Source organism: Neorhizobium sp. 05N33 (assembly GCF_056397445.1).
Genome location: NZ_JBFTNK010000001.1, coordinates 442,019 through 460,863 on the forward strand (window position 1 = coordinate 442,019; position 18,845 = coordinate 460,863).

Consider the following 18,845-nt stretch of genomic DNA (forward strand, 5'->3'; position numbering starts at 1 on the left):
GAGCCTCAAGCGGCCAAGGCGGAAGCGGGCTGCAGCTTCCAACCATATTTCTTGTCGAGGCCGAGGTCCTGGACGATGCGAATGCCCTTTGCGAGCGCTTCGCCTTCCAGACCGGTCAACGGCCGCCGCAGTTCGCCAGCCGGCAGTCCGACAGCCTTCATCAGCGATTTCACGGCCACCGGATTGATCGCCGAGTAATTGTAGTGCAGCAGCGGCAGAAGCTTCAAATAATTGTCGCGGAACCCTTCGGCTTCGAGATAACTCGTCCACGGACGCGACATCACCGCCACTTCGGCCGGGGCAATATTACCGCCCATGTTGGCGGTGCCATGACCACCAAGGCTCATCGTTGGAACGACGAGGCCGAGATTGGGGCTGTCGCAGCACATGACCGAAATATCCGGACGCGCGGCGAGAACCTGGGCAACCTGGCCGACACGCGCAGTTGATTCCTTGTGAATGACGTAGTTCGGATGCTTGAAGATGCGCAGCAGGTGATCCCAGTGCAGGTCGCTCTTGACGCGAGGCGGGTTGTTGTAGAGCCCGAGGGGCAGATCGGTGGCGTCGGCCACTTCCAGGAAATAACCTTCGATGTCGGCTTCCGGCGCGCAGATATAGGCTGGAGCAGCAAGGATGGCACCATCCGCGCCGTTGTCCTTGGCGAACTTCACATTTTCGATCGTAACGTCGGTGTTGTTGCCGGTGCAGCCAAAGAAGATCGGCATCTTGGCCGATTTCATTTTCGACGTCTCGACGATGATTTTCTTCTTCTCCTCGGCCGACAGCATGGATACCTCGCCGGTCGAACCCATGATCAAGACGGCTGAGGTGCCGTTCGCCTCATGGAAGGAAAGCAATTCGCGGAATGCACCCATATCGACGGCGCCTGACTTGTCAAATGGGGTGATCAAGGCAACGAAGGATCCGGTGATCTTCGGGGCAGCAGCAGTCATTGCAGGACTCCGTGAATGTTAAACAATGTTTGAAACATAATTTGAGACGAGATGGAGTCAATGATTTTAATCGGTCAAACCGCCCAAGAATCAAGCAGCAGCCGGTGACTTTGGAAAAACCAGAATGCCATCGAAGGGATAACGGGAAAGACGGTCTAACCTTGAAATATAGGCCGTGATCTTTTTCTCAAAATGAAGTAAAAAATATTATTATCCAGCGTAAAATCCGAGATTATACAGAAACTGGAGTATAGCTCATCCTGATCGGTCTCCACTATAAGTTCGAGATCCGAGATCATCACCCGATGGCAGGCGCCTGGAACCCGATGCAGATAAACCGCGAGAGCTGACGGATAATCTCTTCATCATCATCGGTATCGCAAAGGCCGCCGGACAGTTGCTTGAGGCGGTACGATGCTGGGTCCGAATCGATCAGGACCTGCATGATGGCGCCAATCGAAAAATTATAACGCCAGAAAATATCGCGGCGCTGCATATCCGGGAGTGCTCGACTGAAGGCATCGATAAAGCGGAACACGGCTGGATCGACGCGGCGTATGAAAAAACGGTTGGTCGATTCACGCGGCCGCGAACGGACCTGCAGGATCAGCCGCGTCAGGGGGCGGGCACCCGAGGCGTCGCGGCTAAATTGTACCATCGGTCGGACAAGAGCACCGACGACCTCCTCCAAAACCGGGAATCCCGGCCGAGCTGCGGCCTCGCATTTTTCCAAAGCCTCGATCCGGGCATGGGTATAGGGCTCCATCATCAGGTTAAGCACCTCGCTGATGAGATCCTCCTTGGAGCCGAAATAATAATTGACGGCAGCAACATTCACATCGGCCCGCCTCGTGATGTCGCGAACGGTCGCCAGATCAAATCCCTGCTCGATAAACACTTCGCGCGCGGCCGCGACAATACGCTCTCGCGGCTCATCCGCACGATTGACGCTGGACGTTCCGTTATCTGCCTTTTTCACCATACATCCCAAATTCTTTGCTTCGCGGCTATCGTCGTCGTTTTGTAGCGGACCGACGGGGGCCATCAAGTGCAATTTTTGGGAGCATGAGGATTTGTGGGGCCGTCATCAAGCTTGGCACCGCAGTCCACACCGGTCAATTTGGCAGCGGCAAAATGGCGTTTGATGCCGTCCCGCACGAAAACCGCCCCGCCAGCATAACTCGGCGCTCATCCTGGGCAGATGATGGCGCCGACCTCGTTGTTTGGGAAAGGAGCCTGACTGAGGATATGACCTCTACTCGGCCAGATTGAATGAACTCATCCTTGCCGTTTATGACCTGCCGTAAACCAGGCTACCAGCTCGGCCGAATTACGTACGCCTACGGCTTGCATAAGCCGGGCGCGATGAGATTCGATGGTACGTTTCGAAAGTCCGAGTTCGTCAGCGATCATTGCGTTACTCTTTCCCTGGGCAACCAGGGTGATGATCTGGTGCTGCCGGTCGGTAAAGGTAGGACCCGAGCTTTTGATCGGCCGGTTGATCGCTTGGAAACAATAGAGTGCTTCGGCGAACGGATCGGCCAGATTGTGGCTACGGCCGTTCACCCTGCACCAGAAGCGTCCGCCATCCCCCCTCGTCATGATCCGCTCGTCATAAAAGACCTGCCCGGCAGGCAGATGACTGCGCCACAAATGACCGATGCGCACAAAATCTGCGATCTTCGGGTAGAGCCGTGCAAAACTGGTGTCCAGGATCTCTTCCCGGCGAAGCCCAAAAAGCGTCGCGAATTCGACGTTACAATCGCGAATAATGCGATGCCTTGCATAAACCATCGGCACCGGCATATCGGCCAGCAGAAACCGATGGCTCTGATCCGGATCCGCGATTGATGCTGGAGCTTCAGACATGCAGTATAAATACGGCTAGTCGCCGGGGCCGATCAAGCCTTAGTTTCGCAGTAACGTAATTTCGTGGGAGGGTCGGGATGCGAAAGATAGTATCGAGCGCCACTGAGGCGCTGGCAGGCGTCTTGAAGGACGGCATGGTGATCATGTCGGGAGGCTTCGGGCTTTGCGGAATACCGGAAACGCTGATCGAGGCCGTCAAGCTGTCCGGCGTAAAGGATCTCACGGTCGTCTCGAACAATGCCGGCGTCGATGGGATAGGCCTCGGCTTGTTGCTGGAAACGCGACAGATTCGGAAAATGATCTCGTCCTATGTCGGGGAGAACAAGCTCTTCGCCCAACAGTTTCTGTCCGGCGAACTCGAGCTCGAGTTTAATCCGCAGGGCACGCTTGCCGAACGGATACGCGCAGGCGGCGCAGGCATCCCGGCGTTCTTCACAAAGACGGGTGTCGGTACGATCATTTCGGAGGGCAAGGAGATCCGGGAGTTCGGCGGCGAGCAATATGTGATGGAAATGGCGCTGACCGCGGACGTATCGCTTGTCCATGCCTGGAAGGGCGACACCGAAGGCAATCTCGTCTATCGCAAGACGGCCCGGAACTTCAATCCGATGATGGCGACCGCGGGCAAGTTCACGGTCGCCGAGGTCGAACATCTCGTCGACGTCGGCCAGATCGACGCCGACCATATCCATACGCCGGGCATCTTCGTCTCGAAAATTCTCCATGTTCCCGATGCGAAGAAACATATCGAACAGCGGACCGTGAGATCCGTACAGACGGAGGCGATGTAATGGCTTGGACACGCGACCAGATGGCCGCGCGCGCAGCGCGTGAGCTTCAGGACGGCTTCTACGTCAACCTTGGCATCGGCATTCCGACGCTGGTGGCCAACCACATTCCCGACGGGATCAATGTCGTGCTGCAGAGCGAAAATGGCATGCTCGGCATCGGCCCTTTCCCGCTCGACAATGAAGTCGACGCCGACCTCATCAATGCCGGCAAGCAGACGGTCAGCGAACTGCCGATGACGAGCTTCTTTTCGTCAGCCGACAGTTTCGCGATGATCCGCGGCGGTCACATCGACCTGTCGATCCTGGGCGCCATGCAGGTGGCCAGCAACGGTGACCTCGCGAACTGGATGATTCCCGGCAAGATGGCCAAGGGCATGGGTGGCGCGATGGACCTCGTCGCCGGCGTCAAACGCGTCGTGGTACTGATGGAGCACGAGGCCAAGGGCGAGTCGAAGCTTTTGCCGGAATGCGATCTTCCGCTGACAGGCAAGCGCGTCGTGGACCTCGTCATCACCGACCTCGGCGTTTTCACGATCGCAAGGACGGGCGCTCCTGAAATGGTGCTGATCGAAATGGCAGACGGAGTGACCTTGGAAGAAATCAAGGCAAAGACCAGAGCTGATTTCAGGGTCGGTCTTTGATCGTCGCATGGGGCGATACATCCCGCGAGGTGATCGCCCACGCCGGAGCCGATCTCTTCCTGATCGGTGGGAACGTGGTCGGCCTGCTGCTCGCACCAATCTTCCCACCGCGAAAAGGGATCCGCCTGCTCAGCGTCACCCTGTCTTCGCTGGAGCGGCGGGCCTCTGGAACGGAGCCGCTGCTGCGGCTGCCGCTTTAGACCGCCAGCTTTGTCTGAGCAGGAAAAGTTGAACGGTGAAGCGCCCGGCGGAAGCCTATACGGGATGTCTGGTTTAGGAAGGAGCCCCTCGAGCCAGTTATGCGTCGATCGGGGCTTGGAAATAGTAAACAGTTGGATTTAGCGCGAATTCGCACGATTGACGACTGACAATCTGGCCCTAGCTTCGTGCTCTCATCGCGGCCAGGATCCTATGTCAGCACTTATTTCCGTACTCCGCCAAGCCATCCAGCGCTCCAGCGACGCCACGGTCGAAGGGCGGCAACGTATCTATGCTTCCGCCCGCCGCGCAGTAGAACGGCTTCTTACACGCGCAGACATGCCTGCTGGGGATGGTTCTCTGCCGATCCAACTGCACAGGCTCGACGAGGCGATCAAGGAAATCGAAAGAGAATTCTTGGCGGATGACCGCGACCACACCGGCCTGCAGTTGGATGGCAATCTGCCCGACCTTTCGACCGAGCGCCGGCAGCGGCGTAGCCGTGTCAAGAACAGCACGTGAGGAAAATGTCTTTCTACCGGATCGTGCCAGTCACGATGGGATCAAGTTTGTCGAGCTGGTCCCAAGCGAGCGACGCGCCAAACAGCAGCACCGCAATAATCGGGATAACCAAAAGCACAGCACCACCGGGAACACGCATGACAAAACCTCTCAGCGATTGAGCCCCAGACTCATGCTCCGGCTTCGTTACTGAGAGGTTAATTGCGTCTCGCTTTTACACAGGAAGGCACCCCAGGATGAAGCTGCGCGATCGGTCGATTGAGCGGCTTCATCAGAAATGGCTACTAGAGCACCCGTTCGAAACGGCTTTATCTATAGGGCGATGAACAGATTACTCGCACGCCTGCGCGCGGAGAATCCGTGGTGTCGCAAGCGCGATAGGACTGATAGCGGTTTGTACACCACTGTGCATGGCTGCCGCCACCCGCGCGATGAGGCTGGCTCGCGATGGCACCGCCGATGATAGCGGCAGCACCGAATGCTGCAAGGGAGTACCAGAAACCATCGCTGTGGTGGCGGTAGCCTGTACGTCTGTTTCCGTATCCGCGTTGCCCATTGTCGATATTCGCGACGATCATTGTATCCACGACGGTCATCCCGCTATAGAGTGCACCCGCAACTCTGCGAACACGGGAATAGGTATTCATGGCGACTGGTACAGTGAAATTTTTCAACGACGACAAGGGTTTTGGTTTCATCACGCCCGAGAATGGCGGACAGGACGTTTTCGTCCACGTCTCCGCACTCGAGCGCGGCGGATCGCTCCGTGAAGGCGACAAGGTCAGCTTCGAACTGGGGCAAGATCGCAAGACCGGAAAATCAAAAGCAGAGAACGTTTCGGTTCTTTGACTAAGAACTCGGCTTCGCGAAATACAGGGCTCTGCCAGGAAGCGCTGTTCAGCTTGAGCTGGCAGTTTCGCCAACGAGCCAAGCTGATCCATGTGGCACATCGACGAGATCAACGCGCCGGAATAGCAGGCCTGCCGAGATTGGATGTAGGTTGGACAAGCGAGCCGTTAGCTTGCCAGCGAGGTCCCGACGGGTAGGGTCCAGGACAGGGCTACGATGCCCTGCGAGATCTGATAAGGTTTCGGGAGAGACTGACTAGGTGCGGGGAGCGGAGTTCGCGGTCGGTACGGCGGCCGGGCGTGACGCTGATCGCAATCCGCCTTCCGCACTTCCCAACCAGGTCGATGAGATCGAAGCCGTTCAGCACCCCTCCTGATAAACATGGGCGGGTGCAAGTTGTCTTGGCGATTCCGGGACAAAGAATGCTGTAGCCTGCCGGCGAGCCCGAGCTGCGGCTGTAAAGATTCTAAGAAGGAAGCTGATAATGGGATGGAAAACGCCAAAGGTCGAGTACGTCAACGGTTATAGGATTGTTGAGCTCGAGGGACCGACCTTCAAAGTTTATGACGGCGACCGCCAGCTCGGTGAGGATTTCCCCTACTCCGGCGAAGCGGCCGCTCACGCGAAGTCTCTTCCAACGCTGGATCCTCCGCGGCGATGAGTAGGACTTCCGAACGGTTTTCGGACATTTCCTCTTCGGCGGTCACGGTGGAAATCGGACTCAAGGACACCTAGCTGAATATCACCTTCATTGGGACCATGGATTGATCACTTTCAATCCGGCGGCCTCGAAGGGGCTTGTGTCGCGCGATCTGGTCAAGGCGGTGGGCATGAGTGGTATCATGAGTGGTATCTTCAAGAGCCAGATATCTCGGATTTGCGAAGAGATCGATGAGAAGGTCACGGCTTTTCCATCCCATCAAAGGCCCACGTCAATTTCGGCGACCACACCAAAATGATCGCTTAACCAAATTCCATCCCGTGGTTTGTCAAAGGCGACCTGCGCGGAATGCACAAGCGCATGGGCTTTCGGGTGACCATCCCAGGAGCCAACAAGGACGTAGTCGAACCGGCGATGATATTCCGGCTGTCGAATGATCTGATCGATGCCTGCCTTTGCATTGGGATTGTCACTGGTCCACGTGAACCCCACTCCCTCACCCGCAATGTCCCAGGCATCGTGGTAGAGCACACTTCGGCCGCCCAATGACTGACGACCCGTCAGAAATCTCATACTTGACGAATCTGGATCGGCATTGAAATCTCCGGCAATAATGGTCGGGAGCGCCCGGCGATGGCGGAGATCAAGATCAACGATCGCCTGTACCTGCCGTTCGCGAGCCGCTTCTGCGCTCGGACGCCACGCGGTCGTCGCAGCGATGAAAAGCATTTCGCCCTCATTGGGAACATCGACGGCGGCAGCCAGCGTCGCCCAAGGCACATCGGGTGCTTCAGCGAGCCGAAGGTCCAGCGCCTCTAGCGGCCGCATCGGCCACTTGCTCGCAATCGCTGTCCCACCATATTGATCGGCAAAGGGCGGAAGAAATCGTTGAAGGTCCACTTGATGGATCGACCCGATGTCCAATCCTTCCAGGATTTCGTCAAGCATCCGGATATTTTCGGACTGGACGACTTCCTGCAACGAAATGATATCCGGTTGAAGCGCCCGCAATTCCTGATTAATCAGAGAAATCCTGCGCGCATCGCCTTGTGTATTCCACACATTCAGGGTGACAACACGGATACGCATTTTATCACGAACTCCTCTGTAGTGAGTAACGTCCTGACGCGCTTTCGCGTCGTGGAAGCATTGTGCTTGGCACAGGAGGTCACGCGGCGATCCCGCGTACCCAGGCGCGCAGATCGGCGACGAACGCCTCCGGTTGTTCGGTGGGTGGGAAGTGGCCGCCGCGCGGTTGTTCGCTCCAGTGGACGAGATTGCAGGTGCGCTCGACGAGGGACCGTGGTGGCGCTGGGTGCCTCGGATCGGGCCAGGAGGCATAACCGGTAGGCACCTCGATCCGGCGGCCTTTGGGTAGCATCTTGCTCTTCTCTCGCTCCGAGGCGGTGTAGATCCACGTCGATGTCGCGAACGTGTCGGTCATGACATAAAGCATGATGCTGGTGATCAATCGGTCGTGACCGAACACGTCGATGATCGATCGTTCGCCCAGGTCGGCCCAATCGTGAAAGCGCTCGAGGAGCCAGGCGGCTTGGGCCACGGGATTGTTATGCATCGCATAGGCGAGTGACTGTACCCGCGTGGACTGAAGGTGTGAATACGCACCCAGCCGCTTCTCATAGTCCGCAAACTGCTGCATCCAGCGTCGCTCGGTGTCATCCTGCGGCGCGTCCTCAGGGACAGTGCCGAGATAATCAATATGCAAGCCGAGGATCGAATTGGCCTGATCCAGCGCCATCCATGGACCGATCACGGCACCCCAGTCAGTCCCATGAACGAGGTAGCGATCGTACCCCAAGACCTCGCGCATCAGCGCGTTGAACAGTGCACCGATGCGCCGCGGATCGATCGGCTGGTTGGGCTTGGCAGAAAAGCCATAGCCCGGCAGCGATGGGACGACGAGGTCGAAAGCATCGTCGGCACGTCCACCGTTACGAGATGGAAACGCCAAGGCTTCCACCGCCGGCCAGAATTCGTAAGTCGAGCCGGGCCAGCCGTGGATCAGGAGCAGTGGCCGCTTGCTCTCAGCCTCGCCTCGAACGTGAACGAAATGAAGCCTCAGCCCATCAACCTCCGTCGTGAACTGCGGAAAGCAGTTGAGATCTCTGACCATCGCATCAACATCGTAGCGGTCAACCCAATAGGCACAGAGTTCGCGCAGGGTTTGGGGATCACAGCCATAGGACCAATCGGAATCATCCGGCTGGTCAGGCAAACGATATGATCGCACCCGCGCCTTCAATGCATCGAAGGCCTCATCTGACCAGTCGACTTTGAACGGTGTTGCCATTCCCTTTATCCTTTCCGCAACGCGTTCAGGCGCCCGCTGAAATACGTTGGCCACACAGGTCGAAGAATAATCTTGCTCGCTTCGTGCCCAGGTGAGCGCGCACTGGCGCCAATCGACATTCACCGACACGTGTCATCGATGATCGTCTCCCTCTCGCCCTTCAACGCGTCGCCGCGGCGAGAGGGGAACCAGCCTCTCCCCTGATCGTTGTAGCGAATTGCGACTTCGGCAGGTGGGCCAACATGCGGAGTGGCATCGCTGATCGCTGACCAGCGATGCACTGCGGCTCACCTGGGAAAGATCTAAAACACGTGTTGGACGACTTTGGTTTCATGCTCATGACGAAATACATCAAAAAGGCCCCATCTTAATCTCGCCTATGAAGAGGCGGGTGACCGCCGAGGAAAACCGATCGTGCTGTTCGCAAGGTCCGGAAAAATCGATCGCGTCTAGGGGTATTGCCACCGAGTACGAGAAGGCGGTGAAATGCTTGACGAGGTCAAGGCCGATCGGCGCGCTTTCGCCTGTATGCTCGGCGGCGAGGATCGATCGACCCTCTTCATCACCACCGCGCAGTGGCTCGGTATGGACAAGATGAATCAGATGGCCGGCACCGGTCAAATCGTTTCCATCGAAGTAACCACTGCCGGGACCCGGCTGGCCGTTCAACTGAGCGCACGAGTGACGATGACGCTGCAAGGAGAAGCAACATGCCGAACCACAGCCATGCGCAAATAATTTCCGTGTCGGGTGGATCGATATTCACCACCGTTGCCGGGAGCGGCCCGCCGCTTCTCTTGCTGCATGGCTTCCCACAGACCCATCTCATGTGGCGCGACATCGCTCCTCTGCTTGCCTCTGAGTTCACCGTCATCTGTGCCGATCTGCGTGGATATGGCGCCAGCGCTTGCCCTCCTTCCACCCCCGATCACCTCCCCTATTCCAAACGCGCGATGGCGGCCGAGATGGTCGAGCTTATGGAAAAGTTCGGCTTCAGCGAGTTCATGATCGGTGGCCATGACCGGGGCGGCCGTGTCGCTTACCGCATGGCGCTCGATCATCCGGCGGTGATAAGAAAGCTTGCCGTTCTGGATATTGTCCCGACCTCCACCGTCTGGGATCAAGCTGATGACCGATTTGCGTTAGGCTTTTGGCCGTGGGTCTTACTGGCGCAAGCCGAGCCTTTGCCGGAAAGACTAATCGCAGGTGCACCGGAGGCCGTTATCGACGATGCGCTCACAGGCTGGGGATCTTCCGCCGCGGTGTTCCCGCCACAGATCAGAGAGGCCTATGTCGAGGCGCTTAGAAGTGCAGACCATGTTCACGCGATCTGCGAGGAGTATCGTGCTGCAGCAAGCGTCGATCGCCAGCATGACGTCCAAGATCAAATCGCCGGACGCCGTATTCGTTGCCCACTCATGGCCCTCTGGAGCGGAACCGGTGCATTAGCCACCTGGTATACCAATGACGGAGGGCCGTTGGCGTTGTGGCAACAATTCGCAGGCGATGTCGTCGGTCATTCGATGCCGGGCGGCCACTTTTTTCCTGAAGAGTATCCCATCGAAACGACGAAGGTGCTGGCCGAATTCTTCGGCGACGCAGCGTTTTCTTCCGGTTGATCTGTATGCCGCTCACCCAGCACGAGATTGACAGGTTCAACAACATCGTCGCGGAGTGATCCGTTCTCTCAGCGGGCGCGRCCTCTTTCATGCCACCTCCTGTGGCTCGATCAGCCGTCGATCATATCGCGGAAACGGGCAAGTTCCTCGCCTGCCACACCGACATTGTGCGGCTCTGCCGGATAGGCTCCGCTCTCGACATCCCGGCGGAATTCCCGGAAGGCTGCGATGCGCTCGTGCTGCAGGCGGTCGAACTCGGCAGCAAAGTTGCGATAGGTCTTCGCATGTCGGGGCACGTGCCCGCGGTTCTGTCCGAGCACGTCATCGGCAAAAAGATATTGCGCATCGCAACCGGCGCCCGCCCCCATCGAGATCATGAAGAGAGACGTCCGGGCGCTGATCAGCGAGGCAATTTCGGCGGGAACCACCTCGATTTCGGCGGCGAAGGCACCGGCCTCCTCGATGGCCTTGACGGCATTCCAGATCGCCATCGCGCTGTCGGCCGTCTTGCCGACCGCCTTGAAGCCACCGGTCCAGGTTGCCTTCGAGGGAATGAGGCCGACATGGCTGCAGACGGGAATACCCTCTTCCCTGAGCCCCCGGATGATCCGGAGGCTCGCCGCGCAATAGACGGCGTCGCCACCGGCGCGCATCGCTTTGAAGGCCGCCCGCAGATATTCCTCCGTGGTGACGAAGTCGCCATATTCGAGCCCCGGCACGGCAAAGACGCTTGGCGCCACCTCCCGGAAGGCAGGCCCAAGGAGCGCCGGCGGCACGGAGACCATTTCAATCCCGGCCTTGTCGGCGGCTTCCGCCTCCTCGAGCGTGACGACACGAAGCATGCTGAGCTGGCGCTTGCCCTTGAGCGCCAGGATATCGGCAACGGTGGGACGGTTGGATTTCATCGGTGCATCCTTTGGCGCCAGGCGCTCACAGAAGGGATTTCAGTTTGACCGAAGGATCGGCGAGTGCAGCGCGATCGGGGCGCGTGCCCCTGGCGATCAGCATCTCGGCCAGTCGAATGTCGCGGGCGACGGCACCGCCTGGGCCAAGTCCGCTGGCTGCCAGCAATCCCCCATCCGCATCGAGGTGAAACAGGATCTCGGCCTCCGGCGACAGCGTCCGGCCGACGGTCGATGTCGCGCCGTCGGACAGGCCGGCTACCTGCAGCGTCAGGTCGTATTGGTCCGACCAGAACCACGGCACCGCATCGAAAGGTTCTGCCTCTCCCAGCATGTTGGCCGCCGCGACGCTGCCCTGTTCCTGCGCGTTGCGCCAGGATTCGAGCCTGACGCGCCGGCCGCCATAGGCGGCGACTGGAAAGGAGCAACAGTCGCCGGCGGCGAAGATGTGCGGGTCGCTGGTCGTCAGATAGCGGTCGACGGTGATGCCGTTGTCGATCGCAAGCCCTGCTTCTGCGGCAACGCGGGTGTTGGGCTGGGCGCCGATCCCGACCACGAGCGCATCGACCTTGATGTGGCGACCATCGGCGAACCCGATGGTGACGCCGCTCCGGCCATCGGCGATGGTCTCGATCCCCACGCCGCAGAGCAGTTCCACGCCTTCTGCCGTATGCCGTGCCTGCAAGGCGAGTGCGAGCTTTTCGGGAACGCCGCGCATCAACACACGCGGTTGCGCCTCAATCAGGGAGATGGCCGTGCCGAGTTTCCGGCCCATCGCGGCCAGTTCGAGCCCGATGAAGCCACCGCCGAGAATGGCCAGGCGGCCATCCTCCCGCATGTGGCGACGAATGGCGGATGCGTCCTCGAGGGTCCGCAGCACATGGACGCGATCGCTTGTGGCAAGGCCTGGGAATTGGCGCGGAGCGGCGCCGGTTGCGAGCAGCAGTCGTTCGTAGGATAGCATTTCGCCGGTTTCCAGCAGCAGCGCATGGCGTGCTGGGTCGATCAAGATAGCTCGCCGCCCTCGCAGGAAGGTGATCCCCGCCTCAGCAAAACGTTCGCTTGCGACAATCGCCCGGACGGTCCCGGCTTCCTCGCCCGCTTTCGACAGGGGTGGACGCTCGTAGGGGAGATGCGGCTCATCACCGATCAGCGTGACGGTCCCCCGGTAGCCTCGCTCCCGCAGGGCAAAGGCCGCCCGAACGCCCGCTTCGCCGGCGCCGACGATCACCATGCCTTTGTCACCCATCTCAGCCGACCTGGATGAAGACGCGGCCACCGTCGACCTTGACCGCATAAGTCTTGAGGTTGACGCAGACGGGGGCGCCCTTGGCTTGGCCGGTCTTGTAGTTGAAGCGGCCGTTGTGCTTCGGACATTCGATAATGTCGTCCATCACCAGTCCATCGGCCAGATGGACATTCTCGTGCGTGCAATGTCCATCGGTCGCGTGGAAACTGTCTTCCGGGCTGCGATAGACGGCGTAGCTCTTGCCGTCGTGATCGAAGCGGATGACGTCCTCTTCGTCGATCTCGTCCTTGTCGCAGACGTCGATCCAGGTGCTCATCGGGTTCTCCTCCCCTTTATGACTTGTCTTCTCGGACGCCGGTGTCACTCCGCCGCCGGCGCCATGGCGTCGCTGTGGAAGTCTTCGCGATAGGGCTTTGCCGTCGGCGGCAACTCGCGCTTCAGGAAGTAATCCTCGTTCCGGAGCTGGCGTAGGAAGGCCGGGATCATCTCTCGATAACCGTCGAGGATCGACGGGTTCGGTGCCGGCAGATCGTCCTTGATCATCGCGTGCAGCTTCGGCAGCGCGTGATAGGGCACCATCGGGAACATGTGGTGCTCCACGTGATAGTTCATGTTCCAGTAGATGAAGCGGCTGATTGGGTTCATGTAGACTGTGCGGCTGTTTAGCCGGTGGTCGGTGACGTTGTCGGCAAGGCCACCATGCTGCAGCAGGCCGGTCATGACATGGTGCCAGGCACCATAAAGGCGCGGCATGCCGATCAGCATCAACGGCAGGATCGAATTCACGGCGATCGAAAGCGCAACGGTCGCCACATAGATCGCGAGCCAGATGCGTGCGACGCGGATCGCCTTCGGCTGCTCCGTCTCCGGAATGACGATCTTCTCTTCGGCGCTGATGACCCCAAACGCATTGCGGACCATGTCGATCACCGCATGCCAGGCATCCAGCAGGCCGAACAGATTGAGGATCAGCCGCAGGAGATCCGGCGGACGCATCACCGCGATTTCCGGATCCCGGCCGACAATGACCGTATCGGTGTGGTGCCGAGTATGGCTCCAGCGCCAGGTCACCGGATTGCGCATGATCATGAAACAGGCGATCTGGTAGACAACGTTGTTCATCCACATCGTCTTGAACGCCGTGCCATGACCACATTCATGCCAGCGGCTATCCGAGGCGGACCCGTAGAACACGCCGTAGGCGAGGAAGAAAGGGATCGCCCAGAGGCTGCCCCAGAAATAGATGCCAAGCCCTGCAAAGACGACCATGCAGCCGAGCCAGATCGCCGTGTCCCGGAGGGCTGGCCCATCCTCCCGCTTCATCAATTCCTTCATCTGCTTGCGCGGGACCTCGGTATGATACCACTGCGCCGCCGCGAGCCCATTGGCCACCGCTGCCTGCGCATCGCGTCCAAGCAGGCTATAGTCACGCTTTGCCGCTGTCCTCGCCATTGATCTCCTCCATCGGTTTCGATGCGGTCGCCATCAAAGGCGCCGCATGGAATCTGATCTTGAGGATTATCGTTGTTCTGACGGATCACAATCCACGGATGATATATTCTATCAAAGTCTATCATTTTTGATTTATTCCATGATAGAAAGATCTCACTTGAGGAGGAACAGATGGGATCAAGACCAACGATCACGGATCTGGCCAAGGCTGCGGGAGTGAGTGTCGCAACCGTGGACCGCGTGTTGAACGGGCGCCACAAGGTGCGCGAGGACACGGCGCGGCGCGTCTATGACGCGGCAAACGAGATCGGCTTCCATGCCGTCGGATTGCTGCGGCAGCGCGTGTTCGAGGGCCTGCCGCAATACCGGTTGGGCTTCATCCTGCAGAAGCCCAACCACCATTTCTACCAGAGCTTCAAGCGGGAGCTGGAGATCGCCGTCCAAAACCATCCCGGCATTCGCGGCGTGGCGCAGATCGAATTCTGCGCCAACCAGACGCCGAGCGAACTGGCCGACAAGCTGAAAGAGGTTGGCGCCAGGAATCAGGCGGTCGCCATGACATCCCCGGACTATCCGGCCCTGACGGTGGCGGCGGAAGAACTGAAGGCAAGAGGCATCCCGGTATTCTCACTCCTGTCTGATTTCGCCTCCGGCATCCGCGAGGGCTATGTCGGCCTCAACAACCGCAAGGCCGGTCGGACGGCCGCCTGGATGATCACGAAGGCTGCGAAAAGCCCCGGGAAGGTGGCTGTTTTCGTCGGCAGTCACCGCTTTCACGGTCACGAACTGCGCGAGATCGGCTTTCGGTCCTACTTTCGCGAACACGCTCCCGATTTCGAGGTTCTGGACACGCTGGTGAACCTGGAAACGGTCGAAATCACCCACGAAGCAACGCTGGATCTGCTGCACCGCCATCCGGATCTTGTGGGTTTCTATGTTGCCGGAGGCGGAATGGAAGGCGCCATTTCCGCCATCCGAGAAGAAAAACTCGGCGGCAAGCATGTTATCGTCGTCAACGAACTGACGCCAATTTCCCGCGCAGCGCTGGCTGATGAGATCGTGACCATGGCGATCGCGACACCGCTTGCCAATCTGTGCCGCGAACTGGTCCAGCTAATGGTCGAGGCGGTGGATACCGGTCCCGCGACGGCGCCAGGCCAGACTTTCCTGCCGCTCGAAATTTACGTGCCGGAAAACATCTGAGCTGCGATGATGGAAATCCATCATATCAATCCGCAAATTCTTTCATGAATGAAACGGAATATTGCTATTTCCTCTTTGACCAACGCCACGAAACCTGATGACTTCATTCAGCGGGACGGAGGAGGAAAGCCGGCCGCGCCAAACTTCGGGAGAACTCATGGCCGCGCTTACCTTCGCGCTCAACCACATGGTTGCGCCACACATGCCGCTCGGCGTTTTTTTCGAACTGGGCATATCGCTCGGTGTTCGGCAGTTCGAAATCCGCAACGATCTTGCGGGTAATGCCATTCTCGACGGGACTTCGCCCGAGACGGTCAACGACCTGGCAAAGGCGCACGGAACCGAAATCATTTCGATCAATGCCCTGCAGCGCTTCAACGAATGGACGCCGGAGCGGGAAGCGGAGGCCACGGAATTGGCCGCTTATGCCGCTGCCTGCGGCGCAAAAGCCCTGGTCCTCGTGCCTGTCAACGATGGAAGCGGCAAGCTGGAGGGAGAACGTCAGGGGAATTTGCGCGTTGCGCTCAAGGCGCTGAAACCTATCCTGCGGGCCAATAACCTCATCGGCCTCGTGGAGCCGCTCGGCTTCCAGATCTGCTCGCTTCGCTCCAAGAAAGAAGCAGCGGAAGCGATTGTCGCGATCGATGGCCGCGAGAGCTTCAAGCTGGTTCATGACACGTTTCACCACGTGCTCGCTGGCGAGCCGGACATATTTCCGGACTTGACGGGGCTGGTCCACATTTCAGGCGTCGATGATCAGGAAGTCAGCATCGACGCCATGCGAGACCCGCATCGCGTGATGGTGACGGCACGGGACCGGCTGGACAATATCGGTCAAATCCGTGCGCTCATCGACGCTGGTTATTCCGGCCCGCTGTCGTTCGAACCGTTCGCGTCATCCGTTCACGCATCGAGCGATCCGCAAACGATGATCCGCAGCAGCATGGAGCTGATCCGGGACAGACTTTGACGTCTTCACCGATCCGGTGGGAGTGACCGGATTGGTTCGTGAGATTGCCTTCGGGGAGGAGGCGACCGGCATTTTTAAGGTGTTCGCCGGGCACCGTTTCAGAGGAGGAAGAGATGAAGAAACTTTTGGCGAGTGCCGTGTTCGGCGTCCTGATGGCATCGAGTGCTTATGCAGGCAATATTGGCGTGTCCATGGCCAATTCCGACACGTTCCTGACGGTTCTGCGCAAGGGCATCGAGAAGTCTGCAGCCGATGCGAAGCAGCCTGTCCAGATCGAAATCGCCGATGATGACGTTCAGAAGCAGCTTTCCCAGATCCAGAACTTCATCGCCTCCAAAGTCGATGCGATCATCGTCAATGCAGTCGACACCACGGCAACGGCGCCGATGACGAAGCTGGCGAACGATGCCGGCATCCCGATCGTCTACGTCAACCGGATGCCGGCAGACGTGGACAAGCTTGGCGCCAAGGGAGCATTCGTCGCCTCTGACGAAGTTCAGTCAGGCACGCTGCAGACCAAGGAAGTATGTCGCATCCTGGGCGGCAAGGGCGATATCCTTGTCATGGTCGGTGATCTTGCCAACCAGGCTGCCGTCCAGCGCACCAAGGACGTCCACGACGTGATCGCGACGCCGGACTGCAAGGGCATCAAGATTCTCGACGAGCAGACCGCGGTATGGGATCCGGTCAAGGCGCAGGACCTGATGACCAACTGGATCGCGGCCGGTCGCAAGCCGGCGGCTGTCATCGCCAACAACGACAACATGGCGATCGGTGCGATCAACGCCATGAAATCTGCCGGCTGGGATATGAAGGACGTGGTCGTTGCGGGCATCGATGCCACCCAGGAAGCACTCGCCTACATGAAGGCGGGCAATCTGGATGTATCCGTCTTCCAGGATGCCTTCGGCCAGGGCTCGGGTGCCGTCGCCGCGGCCATAAAGCTCGCCAAGGGTGAGAAAGTGGACGCCAAGGTCTGGATCCCGTTCCAGCTCGTGACGCCTGAAAACATGGCCAAGTTCACGGCGAAGAATTGACCGGAGACGGGCCGATCCGCTGCCTTGCGGGGCAGCGGATCACTCTCGTGGAGGAGGATCACCATGTCGGCTGAACGCATCATCAGTCCGCAGACCATGGAGGCCGTTCGCAGGAGCGGCGCTGTCCCGGGCAGCAAATATCTTCTGGAAGTCGAGGACGTGCGCAAGGAATTCCCAGGTGTCGTTGCTCTGGACAATGTGCAGCTGAAGCTGAAACGCGCGACGGTGCATGCCCTTATGGGCGAGAACGGCGCCGGCAAGTCCACGCTGATGAAGATCCTCGCCGGCATCTACACGCCCGACAGCGGCTCATTCAAACTGCGTGGCATAGACATCCGCCTCAAGAATCCGCTCGACGCGCTCCAGAACGGAATCGCGATGATCCATCAGGAACTCAATCTGATGGCGCCCATGACCGTGTCGGAAAACATCTGGATCGGTCGTGAGCCGCTCGGGCGTTTCGGTATCGTAGACCACGCCGAAATGAACCGTCGAACGGACGCGCTGTTTAAGCGCCTCGGAATCGAGATCGATCCGGAAATCAAGGTCGGCAAGCTCAGCGTGGCCAACCGCCAAATGGTCGAGATCGCCAAGGCCGTATCCTTCGATTCCGACGTCCTCATCATGGACGAACCGACATCGGCCCTTACCGAGAGGGAGGTGAACCACCTCTTCCGGATCATCCGCTCCCTTCGCGAGGAAGGAAAGGGCATCATCTACATCACCCACAAGATGAACGAACTCTTCGAGATCGCTGACGAGGTCTCCGTCTTTCGTGACGGCAAGTATGTTGCAACCTGCAATTCCTCGGAGGTGACCCGCGAAGACATCATCCGCATGATGGTCGGGCGCGAGATCACTCAGATGTTCCCAAAAGAACCGGCGCAGATCGGCGACGTCGTGCTGTCGGTAAAAGGGCTGACGCTGAACGGCGTCTTCCGCGACGTGTCCTTCGATCTCCGGGCCGGCGAGATCCTCGGCTTTGCCGGCCTCGTCGGCTCGGGCCGGTCCAACGTCGCGGAGACAATCTTCGGCGTGACCCCTGCAAATTCCGGGACGATCGAACTCTTCGGCAAGCAATTGACCGTCTCCTCGCCGTCCGTTGCCATGGCACATGGCATGGCGTTTCTGACGGAGGATCGAAAGGAGACCGGCTGTTTCCTGCTGCTCGACATCCAGGAAAACGCCCAGATGGCGGTGCTGCAACAGCGCTATGTGCAGCTCGGTTTCGTACAGCAGGACAAGCTGCGGAAGGCGGCCACCGACATGGCCAACCGCCTCAGGGTCCGCACGCCCGACATGCGGGAGCCGATCATCAACCTGTCGGGTGGCAACCAGCAGAAGGTGCTGATCTGTCGCTGGCTGATGACCAATCCAAAGATCCTGATCCTCGACGAACCCACCCGCGGCATAGATGTCGGCGCCAAGGCCGAAATCCACCGGCTGGTCTCGCAGCTCGCGGGCCAAGGTGTGGCGATCATTATGATCTCGTCGGAGATGCCGGAGGTGCTCGGCATGAGTGATCGCATCGTCGTGCTGCACGAGGGGCGGGTCACAGGCATCCTGGACAGGGCCGAAGCCGATCAAGTCAAGATAATGGAGCTGGCGTCGCGCTGAC

Annotated in this window: 20 protein-coding genes and 2 pseudogenes; 11 read left to right on the forward strand and 11 right to left on the reverse strand. The window is 59.0% G+C overall.

The window, feature by feature from the left end; all coding sequences use genetic code 11:
• Positions 1–5: 5 nt before the first annotated feature.
• The 3 genes from AC1DLT_RS02140 to AC1DLT_RS02150 form a co-directional block, all read right to left on the reverse strand.
• Positions 6–953: a 4-hydroxy-tetrahydrodipicolinate synthase family protein gene (locus tag AC1DLT_RS02140; RefSeq protein WP_477485750.1), complete on the reverse strand. Its 948-nt coding sequence runs from the start codon at positions 951–953 to the stop codon at positions 6–8.
• 298 nt (positions 954–1,251) lie between these two features.
• Positions 1,252–1,998 carry a TetR/AcrR family transcriptional regulator gene (locus tag AC1DLT_RS02145; RefSeq protein WP_244447581.1) on the reverse strand — a complete coding sequence of 249 codons (747 nt, stop codon included), beginning with the start codon at positions 1,996–1,998 and terminating at the stop codon, positions 1,252–1,254.
• 233 nt (positions 1,999–2,231) lie between these two features.
• The gene (locus tag AC1DLT_RS02150; protein WP_477485751.1) at positions 2,232–2,822 is read right to left on the reverse strand and encodes a helix-turn-helix transcriptional regulator; all 591 of its coding nucleotides are present in this window, start codon (positions 2,820–2,822) and stop codon (positions 2,232–2,234) included.
• Positions 2,823–2,899: 77 nt separating this feature from the next.
• Between AC1DLT_RS02150 and AC1DLT_RS02155 the strand changes: the two genes are divergently transcribed.
• From AC1DLT_RS02155 to AC1DLT_RS02170, 4 genes and pseudogenes are all read left to right on the forward strand, one after another.
• On the forward strand, positions 2,900–3,613 hold the full coding sequence (locus AC1DLT_RS02155; RefSeq protein ID WP_247032525.1) for a CoA transferase subunit A: 714 nt from the start codon (positions 2,900–2,902) through the stop codon (positions 3,611–3,613).
• Positions 3,613–4,254, forward strand: coding sequence for a 3-oxoacid CoA-transferase subunit B (locus AC1DLT_RS02160; protein WP_040125333.1), 642 nt, complete (start codon positions 3,613–3,615; stop codon positions 4,252–4,254). Before AC1DLT_RS02155 ends, AC1DLT_RS02160 begins: the two co-directional genes overlap by 1 nt.
• A 74-nt stretch (positions 4,255–4,328) precedes the next feature.
• Positions 4,329–4,454: pseudogene (locus AC1DLT_RS02165) on the forward strand (DNA polymerase IV); the annotation flags it as partial.
• A 211-nt stretch (positions 4,455–4,665) separates the two neighbouring features.
• Complete coding sequence (locus tag AC1DLT_RS02170) at positions 4,666–4,974, forward strand: hypothetical protein (RefSeq protein WP_247032527.1); 309 nt, start codon at positions 4,666–4,668, stop codon at positions 4,972–4,974.
• A gap of 13 nt (positions 4,975–4,987) precedes the next feature.
• On the opposite strand, the gene AC1DLT_RS02175 is transcribed toward AC1DLT_RS02170, so the two are convergent.
• Complete coding sequence (locus AC1DLT_RS02175) at positions 4,988–5,113, reverse strand: hypothetical protein (protein WP_258718730.1); 126 nt, start codon at positions 5,111–5,113, stop codon at positions 4,988–4,990.
• 169 nt (positions 5,114–5,282) lie between these two features.
• A pseudogene (locus tag AC1DLT_RS02180) lies at positions 5,283–5,531 on the reverse strand (BA14K family protein); the annotation flags it as partial.
• Positions 5,532–5,619: 88 nt separating this feature from the next.
• Here AC1DLT_RS02180 and AC1DLT_RS02185 point away from each other — a divergent pair.
• A complete protein-coding gene (locus AC1DLT_RS02185; protein ID WP_040125337.1) occupies positions 5,620–5,823 on the forward strand; it encodes a cold-shock protein in 204 nt (67 codons plus the stop codon).
• A 919-nt stretch (positions 5,824–6,742) separates the two neighbouring features.
• Here AC1DLT_RS02185 and AC1DLT_RS02190 read toward each other — a convergent pair.
• Positions 6,743–7,573 (reverse strand): endonuclease/exonuclease/phosphatase family protein, encoded by an 831-nt coding sequence (locus AC1DLT_RS02190; RefSeq protein WP_247032532.1) that lies wholly within the window; start codon positions 7,571–7,573, stop codon positions 6,743–6,745.
• 79 nt (positions 7,574–7,652) lie between these two features.
• Positions 7,653–8,795 carry an epoxide hydrolase family protein gene (locus AC1DLT_RS02195; RefSeq protein ID WP_247032534.1) on the reverse strand — a complete coding sequence of 381 codons (1,143 nt, stop codon included), beginning with the start codon at positions 8,793–8,795 and terminating at the stop codon, positions 7,653–7,655.
• Between the two features lie 486 nt (positions 8,796–9,281).
• Here AC1DLT_RS02195 and AC1DLT_RS02200 point away from each other — a divergent pair, with 486 nt between their 5' ends.
• Together AC1DLT_RS02200 and AC1DLT_RS02205 are read left to right on the forward strand one after the other, a co-directional pair.
• Positions 9,282–9,533 carry a hypothetical protein gene (locus tag AC1DLT_RS02200; RefSeq protein WP_247032535.1) on the forward strand — a complete coding sequence of 84 codons (252 nt, stop codon included), beginning with the start codon at positions 9,282–9,284 and terminating at the stop codon, positions 9,531–9,533.
• Positions 9,506–10,414, forward strand: coding sequence for an alpha/beta hydrolase (locus tag AC1DLT_RS02205; RefSeq protein WP_247032537.1), 909 nt, complete (start codon positions 9,506–9,508; stop codon positions 10,412–10,414). The genes AC1DLT_RS02200 and AC1DLT_RS02205 overlap by 28 nt, the downstream gene beginning before the upstream one ends.
• Before the next feature lie 110 nt (positions 10,415–10,524).
• On the opposite strand, the gene AC1DLT_RS02210 is transcribed toward AC1DLT_RS02205, so the two are convergent.
• The 4 genes from AC1DLT_RS02210 to AC1DLT_RS02225 are packed head-to-tail and all read right to left on the reverse strand — an operon-like array spanning position 10,525 to position 14,017.
• Positions 10,525–11,319, reverse strand: a complete 795-nt coding sequence (locus tag AC1DLT_RS02210; protein ID WP_477485752.1) for a 3-methyl-2-oxobutanoate hydroxymethyltransferase — start codon at positions 11,317–11,319, stop codon at positions 10,525–10,527.
• A gap of 25 nt (positions 11,320–11,344) precedes the next feature.
• Positions 11,345–12,565: an NAD(P)/FAD-dependent oxidoreductase gene (locus tag AC1DLT_RS02215; protein WP_247032539.1), complete on the reverse strand. Its 1,221-nt coding sequence runs from the start codon at positions 12,563–12,565 to the stop codon at positions 11,345–11,347.
• 1 nt (position 12,566) lies between these two features.
• Positions 12,567–12,881 (reverse strand): MocE family 2Fe-2S type ferredoxin, encoded by a 315-nt coding sequence (locus tag AC1DLT_RS02220; protein WP_046638479.1) that lies wholly within the window; start codon positions 12,879–12,881, stop codon positions 12,567–12,569.
• Between the two features lie 44 nt (positions 12,882–12,925).
• The gene (locus tag AC1DLT_RS02225; protein WP_247032541.1) at positions 12,926–14,017 is read right to left on the reverse strand and encodes a fatty acid desaturase family protein; all 1,092 of its coding nucleotides are present in this window, start codon (positions 14,015–14,017) and stop codon (positions 12,926–12,928) included.
• Positions 14,018–14,188: 171 nt separating this feature from the next.
• On the opposite strand from AC1DLT_RS02225, the gene AC1DLT_RS02230 reads away from it, so the two are divergent.
• The 4 genes from AC1DLT_RS02230 to AC1DLT_RS02245 all read left to right on the forward strand — a co-directional run bounded on the left by AC1DLT_RS02230 (position 14,189) and on the right by AC1DLT_RS02245 (position 18,844).
• Complete coding sequence (locus AC1DLT_RS02230) at positions 14,189–15,220, forward strand: LacI family DNA-binding transcriptional regulator (protein WP_247032543.1); 1,032 nt, start codon at positions 14,189–14,191, stop codon at positions 15,218–15,220.
• Positions 15,221–15,377: 157 nt separating this feature from the next.
• Positions 15,378–16,190 (forward strand): TIM barrel protein, encoded by an 813-nt coding sequence (locus AC1DLT_RS02235; protein ID WP_247032545.1) that lies wholly within the window; start codon positions 15,378–15,380, stop codon positions 16,188–16,190.
• A 113-nt stretch (positions 16,191–16,303) separates the two neighbouring features.
• Entirely contained in the window at positions 16,304–17,227 is a 924-nt protein-coding gene (locus tag AC1DLT_RS02240) for a sugar ABC transporter substrate-binding protein (protein ID WP_247032547.1), read from the forward strand.
• A gap of 63 nt (positions 17,228–17,290) precedes the next feature.
• Positions 17,291–18,844 carry a sugar ABC transporter ATP-binding protein gene (locus AC1DLT_RS02245; RefSeq protein WP_247032549.1) on the forward strand — a complete coding sequence of 518 codons (1,554 nt, stop codon included), beginning with the start codon at positions 17,291–17,293 and terminating at the stop codon, positions 18,842–18,844.
• The last annotated feature ends 1 nt before the right edge of the window (position 18,845 follow it).

Excerpts from the sequence above, each read along its gene's own strand:
- AC1DLT_RS02185 (WP_040125337.1), top strand. The coding sequence starts at position 5,620 with ATGGCGACTGGTACAGTGAAATTTTTCAACGACGACAAGGGTTTTGGT.
- AC1DLT_RS02170 (WP_247032527.1), top strand. The coding sequence starts at position 4,666 with ATGTCAGCACTTATTTCCGTACTCCGCCAAGCCATCCAGCGCTCCAGC.
- AC1DLT_RS02145 (WP_244447581.1), bottom strand. The coding sequence starts at position 1,998 with ATGGCCCCCGTCGGTCCGCTACAAAACGACGACGATAGCCGCGAAGCA.
- AC1DLT_RS02175 (WP_258718730.1), bottom strand. The coding sequence starts at position 5,113 with ATGCGTGTTCCCGGTGGTGCTGTGCTTTTGGTTATCCCGATTATTGCG.
- AC1DLT_RS02230 (WP_247032543.1), top strand. The coding sequence starts at position 14,189 with ATGGGATCAAGACCAACGATCACGGATCTGGCCAAGGCTGCGGGAGTG.
- AC1DLT_RS02245 (WP_247032549.1), top strand. The coding sequence starts at position 17,291 with ATGTCGGCTGAACGCATCATCAGTCCGCAGACCATGGAGGCCGTTCGC.
- AC1DLT_RS02150 (WP_477485751.1), bottom strand. The coding sequence starts at position 2,822 with ATGTCTGAAGCTCCAGCATCAATCGCGGATCCGGATCAGAGCCATCGG.
- AC1DLT_RS02160 (WP_040125333.1), top strand. The coding sequence starts at position 3,613 with ATGGCTTGGACACGCGACCAGATGGCCGCGCGCGCAGCGCGTGAGCTT.
- AC1DLT_RS02235 (WP_247032545.1), top strand. The coding sequence starts at position 15,378 with ATGGCCGCGCTTACCTTCGCGCTCAACCACATGGTTGCGCCACACATG.
- AC1DLT_RS02225 (WP_247032541.1), bottom strand. The coding sequence starts at position 14,017 with ATGGCGAGGACAGCGGCAAAGCGTGACTATAGCCTGCTTGGACGCGAT.
- AC1DLT_RS02140 (WP_477485750.1), bottom strand. The coding sequence starts at position 953 with ATGACTGCTGCTGCCCCGAAGATCACCGGATCCTTCGTTGCCTTGATC.
- AC1DLT_RS02155 (WP_247032525.1), top strand. The coding sequence starts at position 2,900 with ATGCGAAAGATAGTATCGAGCGCCACTGAGGCGCTGGCAGGCGTCTTG.
- AC1DLT_RS02205 (WP_247032537.1), top strand. The coding sequence starts at position 9,506 with ATGCCGAACCACAGCCATGCGCAAATAATTTCCGTGTCGGGTGGATCG.
- AC1DLT_RS02210 (WP_477485752.1), bottom strand. The coding sequence starts at position 11,319 with ATGAAATCCAACCGTCCCACCGTTGCCGATATCCTGGCGCTCAAGGGC.
- AC1DLT_RS02215 (WP_247032539.1), bottom strand. The coding sequence starts at position 12,565 with ATGGGTGACAAAGGCATGGTGATCGTCGGCGCCGGCGAAGCGGGCGTT.
- AC1DLT_RS02220 (WP_046638479.1), bottom strand. The coding sequence starts at position 12,881 with ATGAGCACCTGGATCGACGTCTGCGACAAGGACGAGATCGACGAAGAG.
- AC1DLT_RS02195 (WP_247032534.1), bottom strand. The coding sequence starts at position 8,795 with ATGGCAACACCGTTCAAAGTCGACTGGTCAGATGAGGCCTTCGATGCA.
- AC1DLT_RS02240 (WP_247032547.1), top strand. The coding sequence starts at position 16,304 with ATGAAGAAACTTTTGGCGAGTGCCGTGTTCGGCGTCCTGATGGCATCG.
- AC1DLT_RS02200 (WP_247032535.1), top strand. The coding sequence starts at position 9,282 with ATGCTTGACGAGGTCAAGGCCGATCGGCGCGCTTTCGCCTGTATGCTC.
- AC1DLT_RS02190 (WP_247032532.1), bottom strand. The coding sequence starts at position 7,573 with ATGCGTATCCGTGTTGTCACCCTGAATGTGTGGAATACACAAGGCGAT.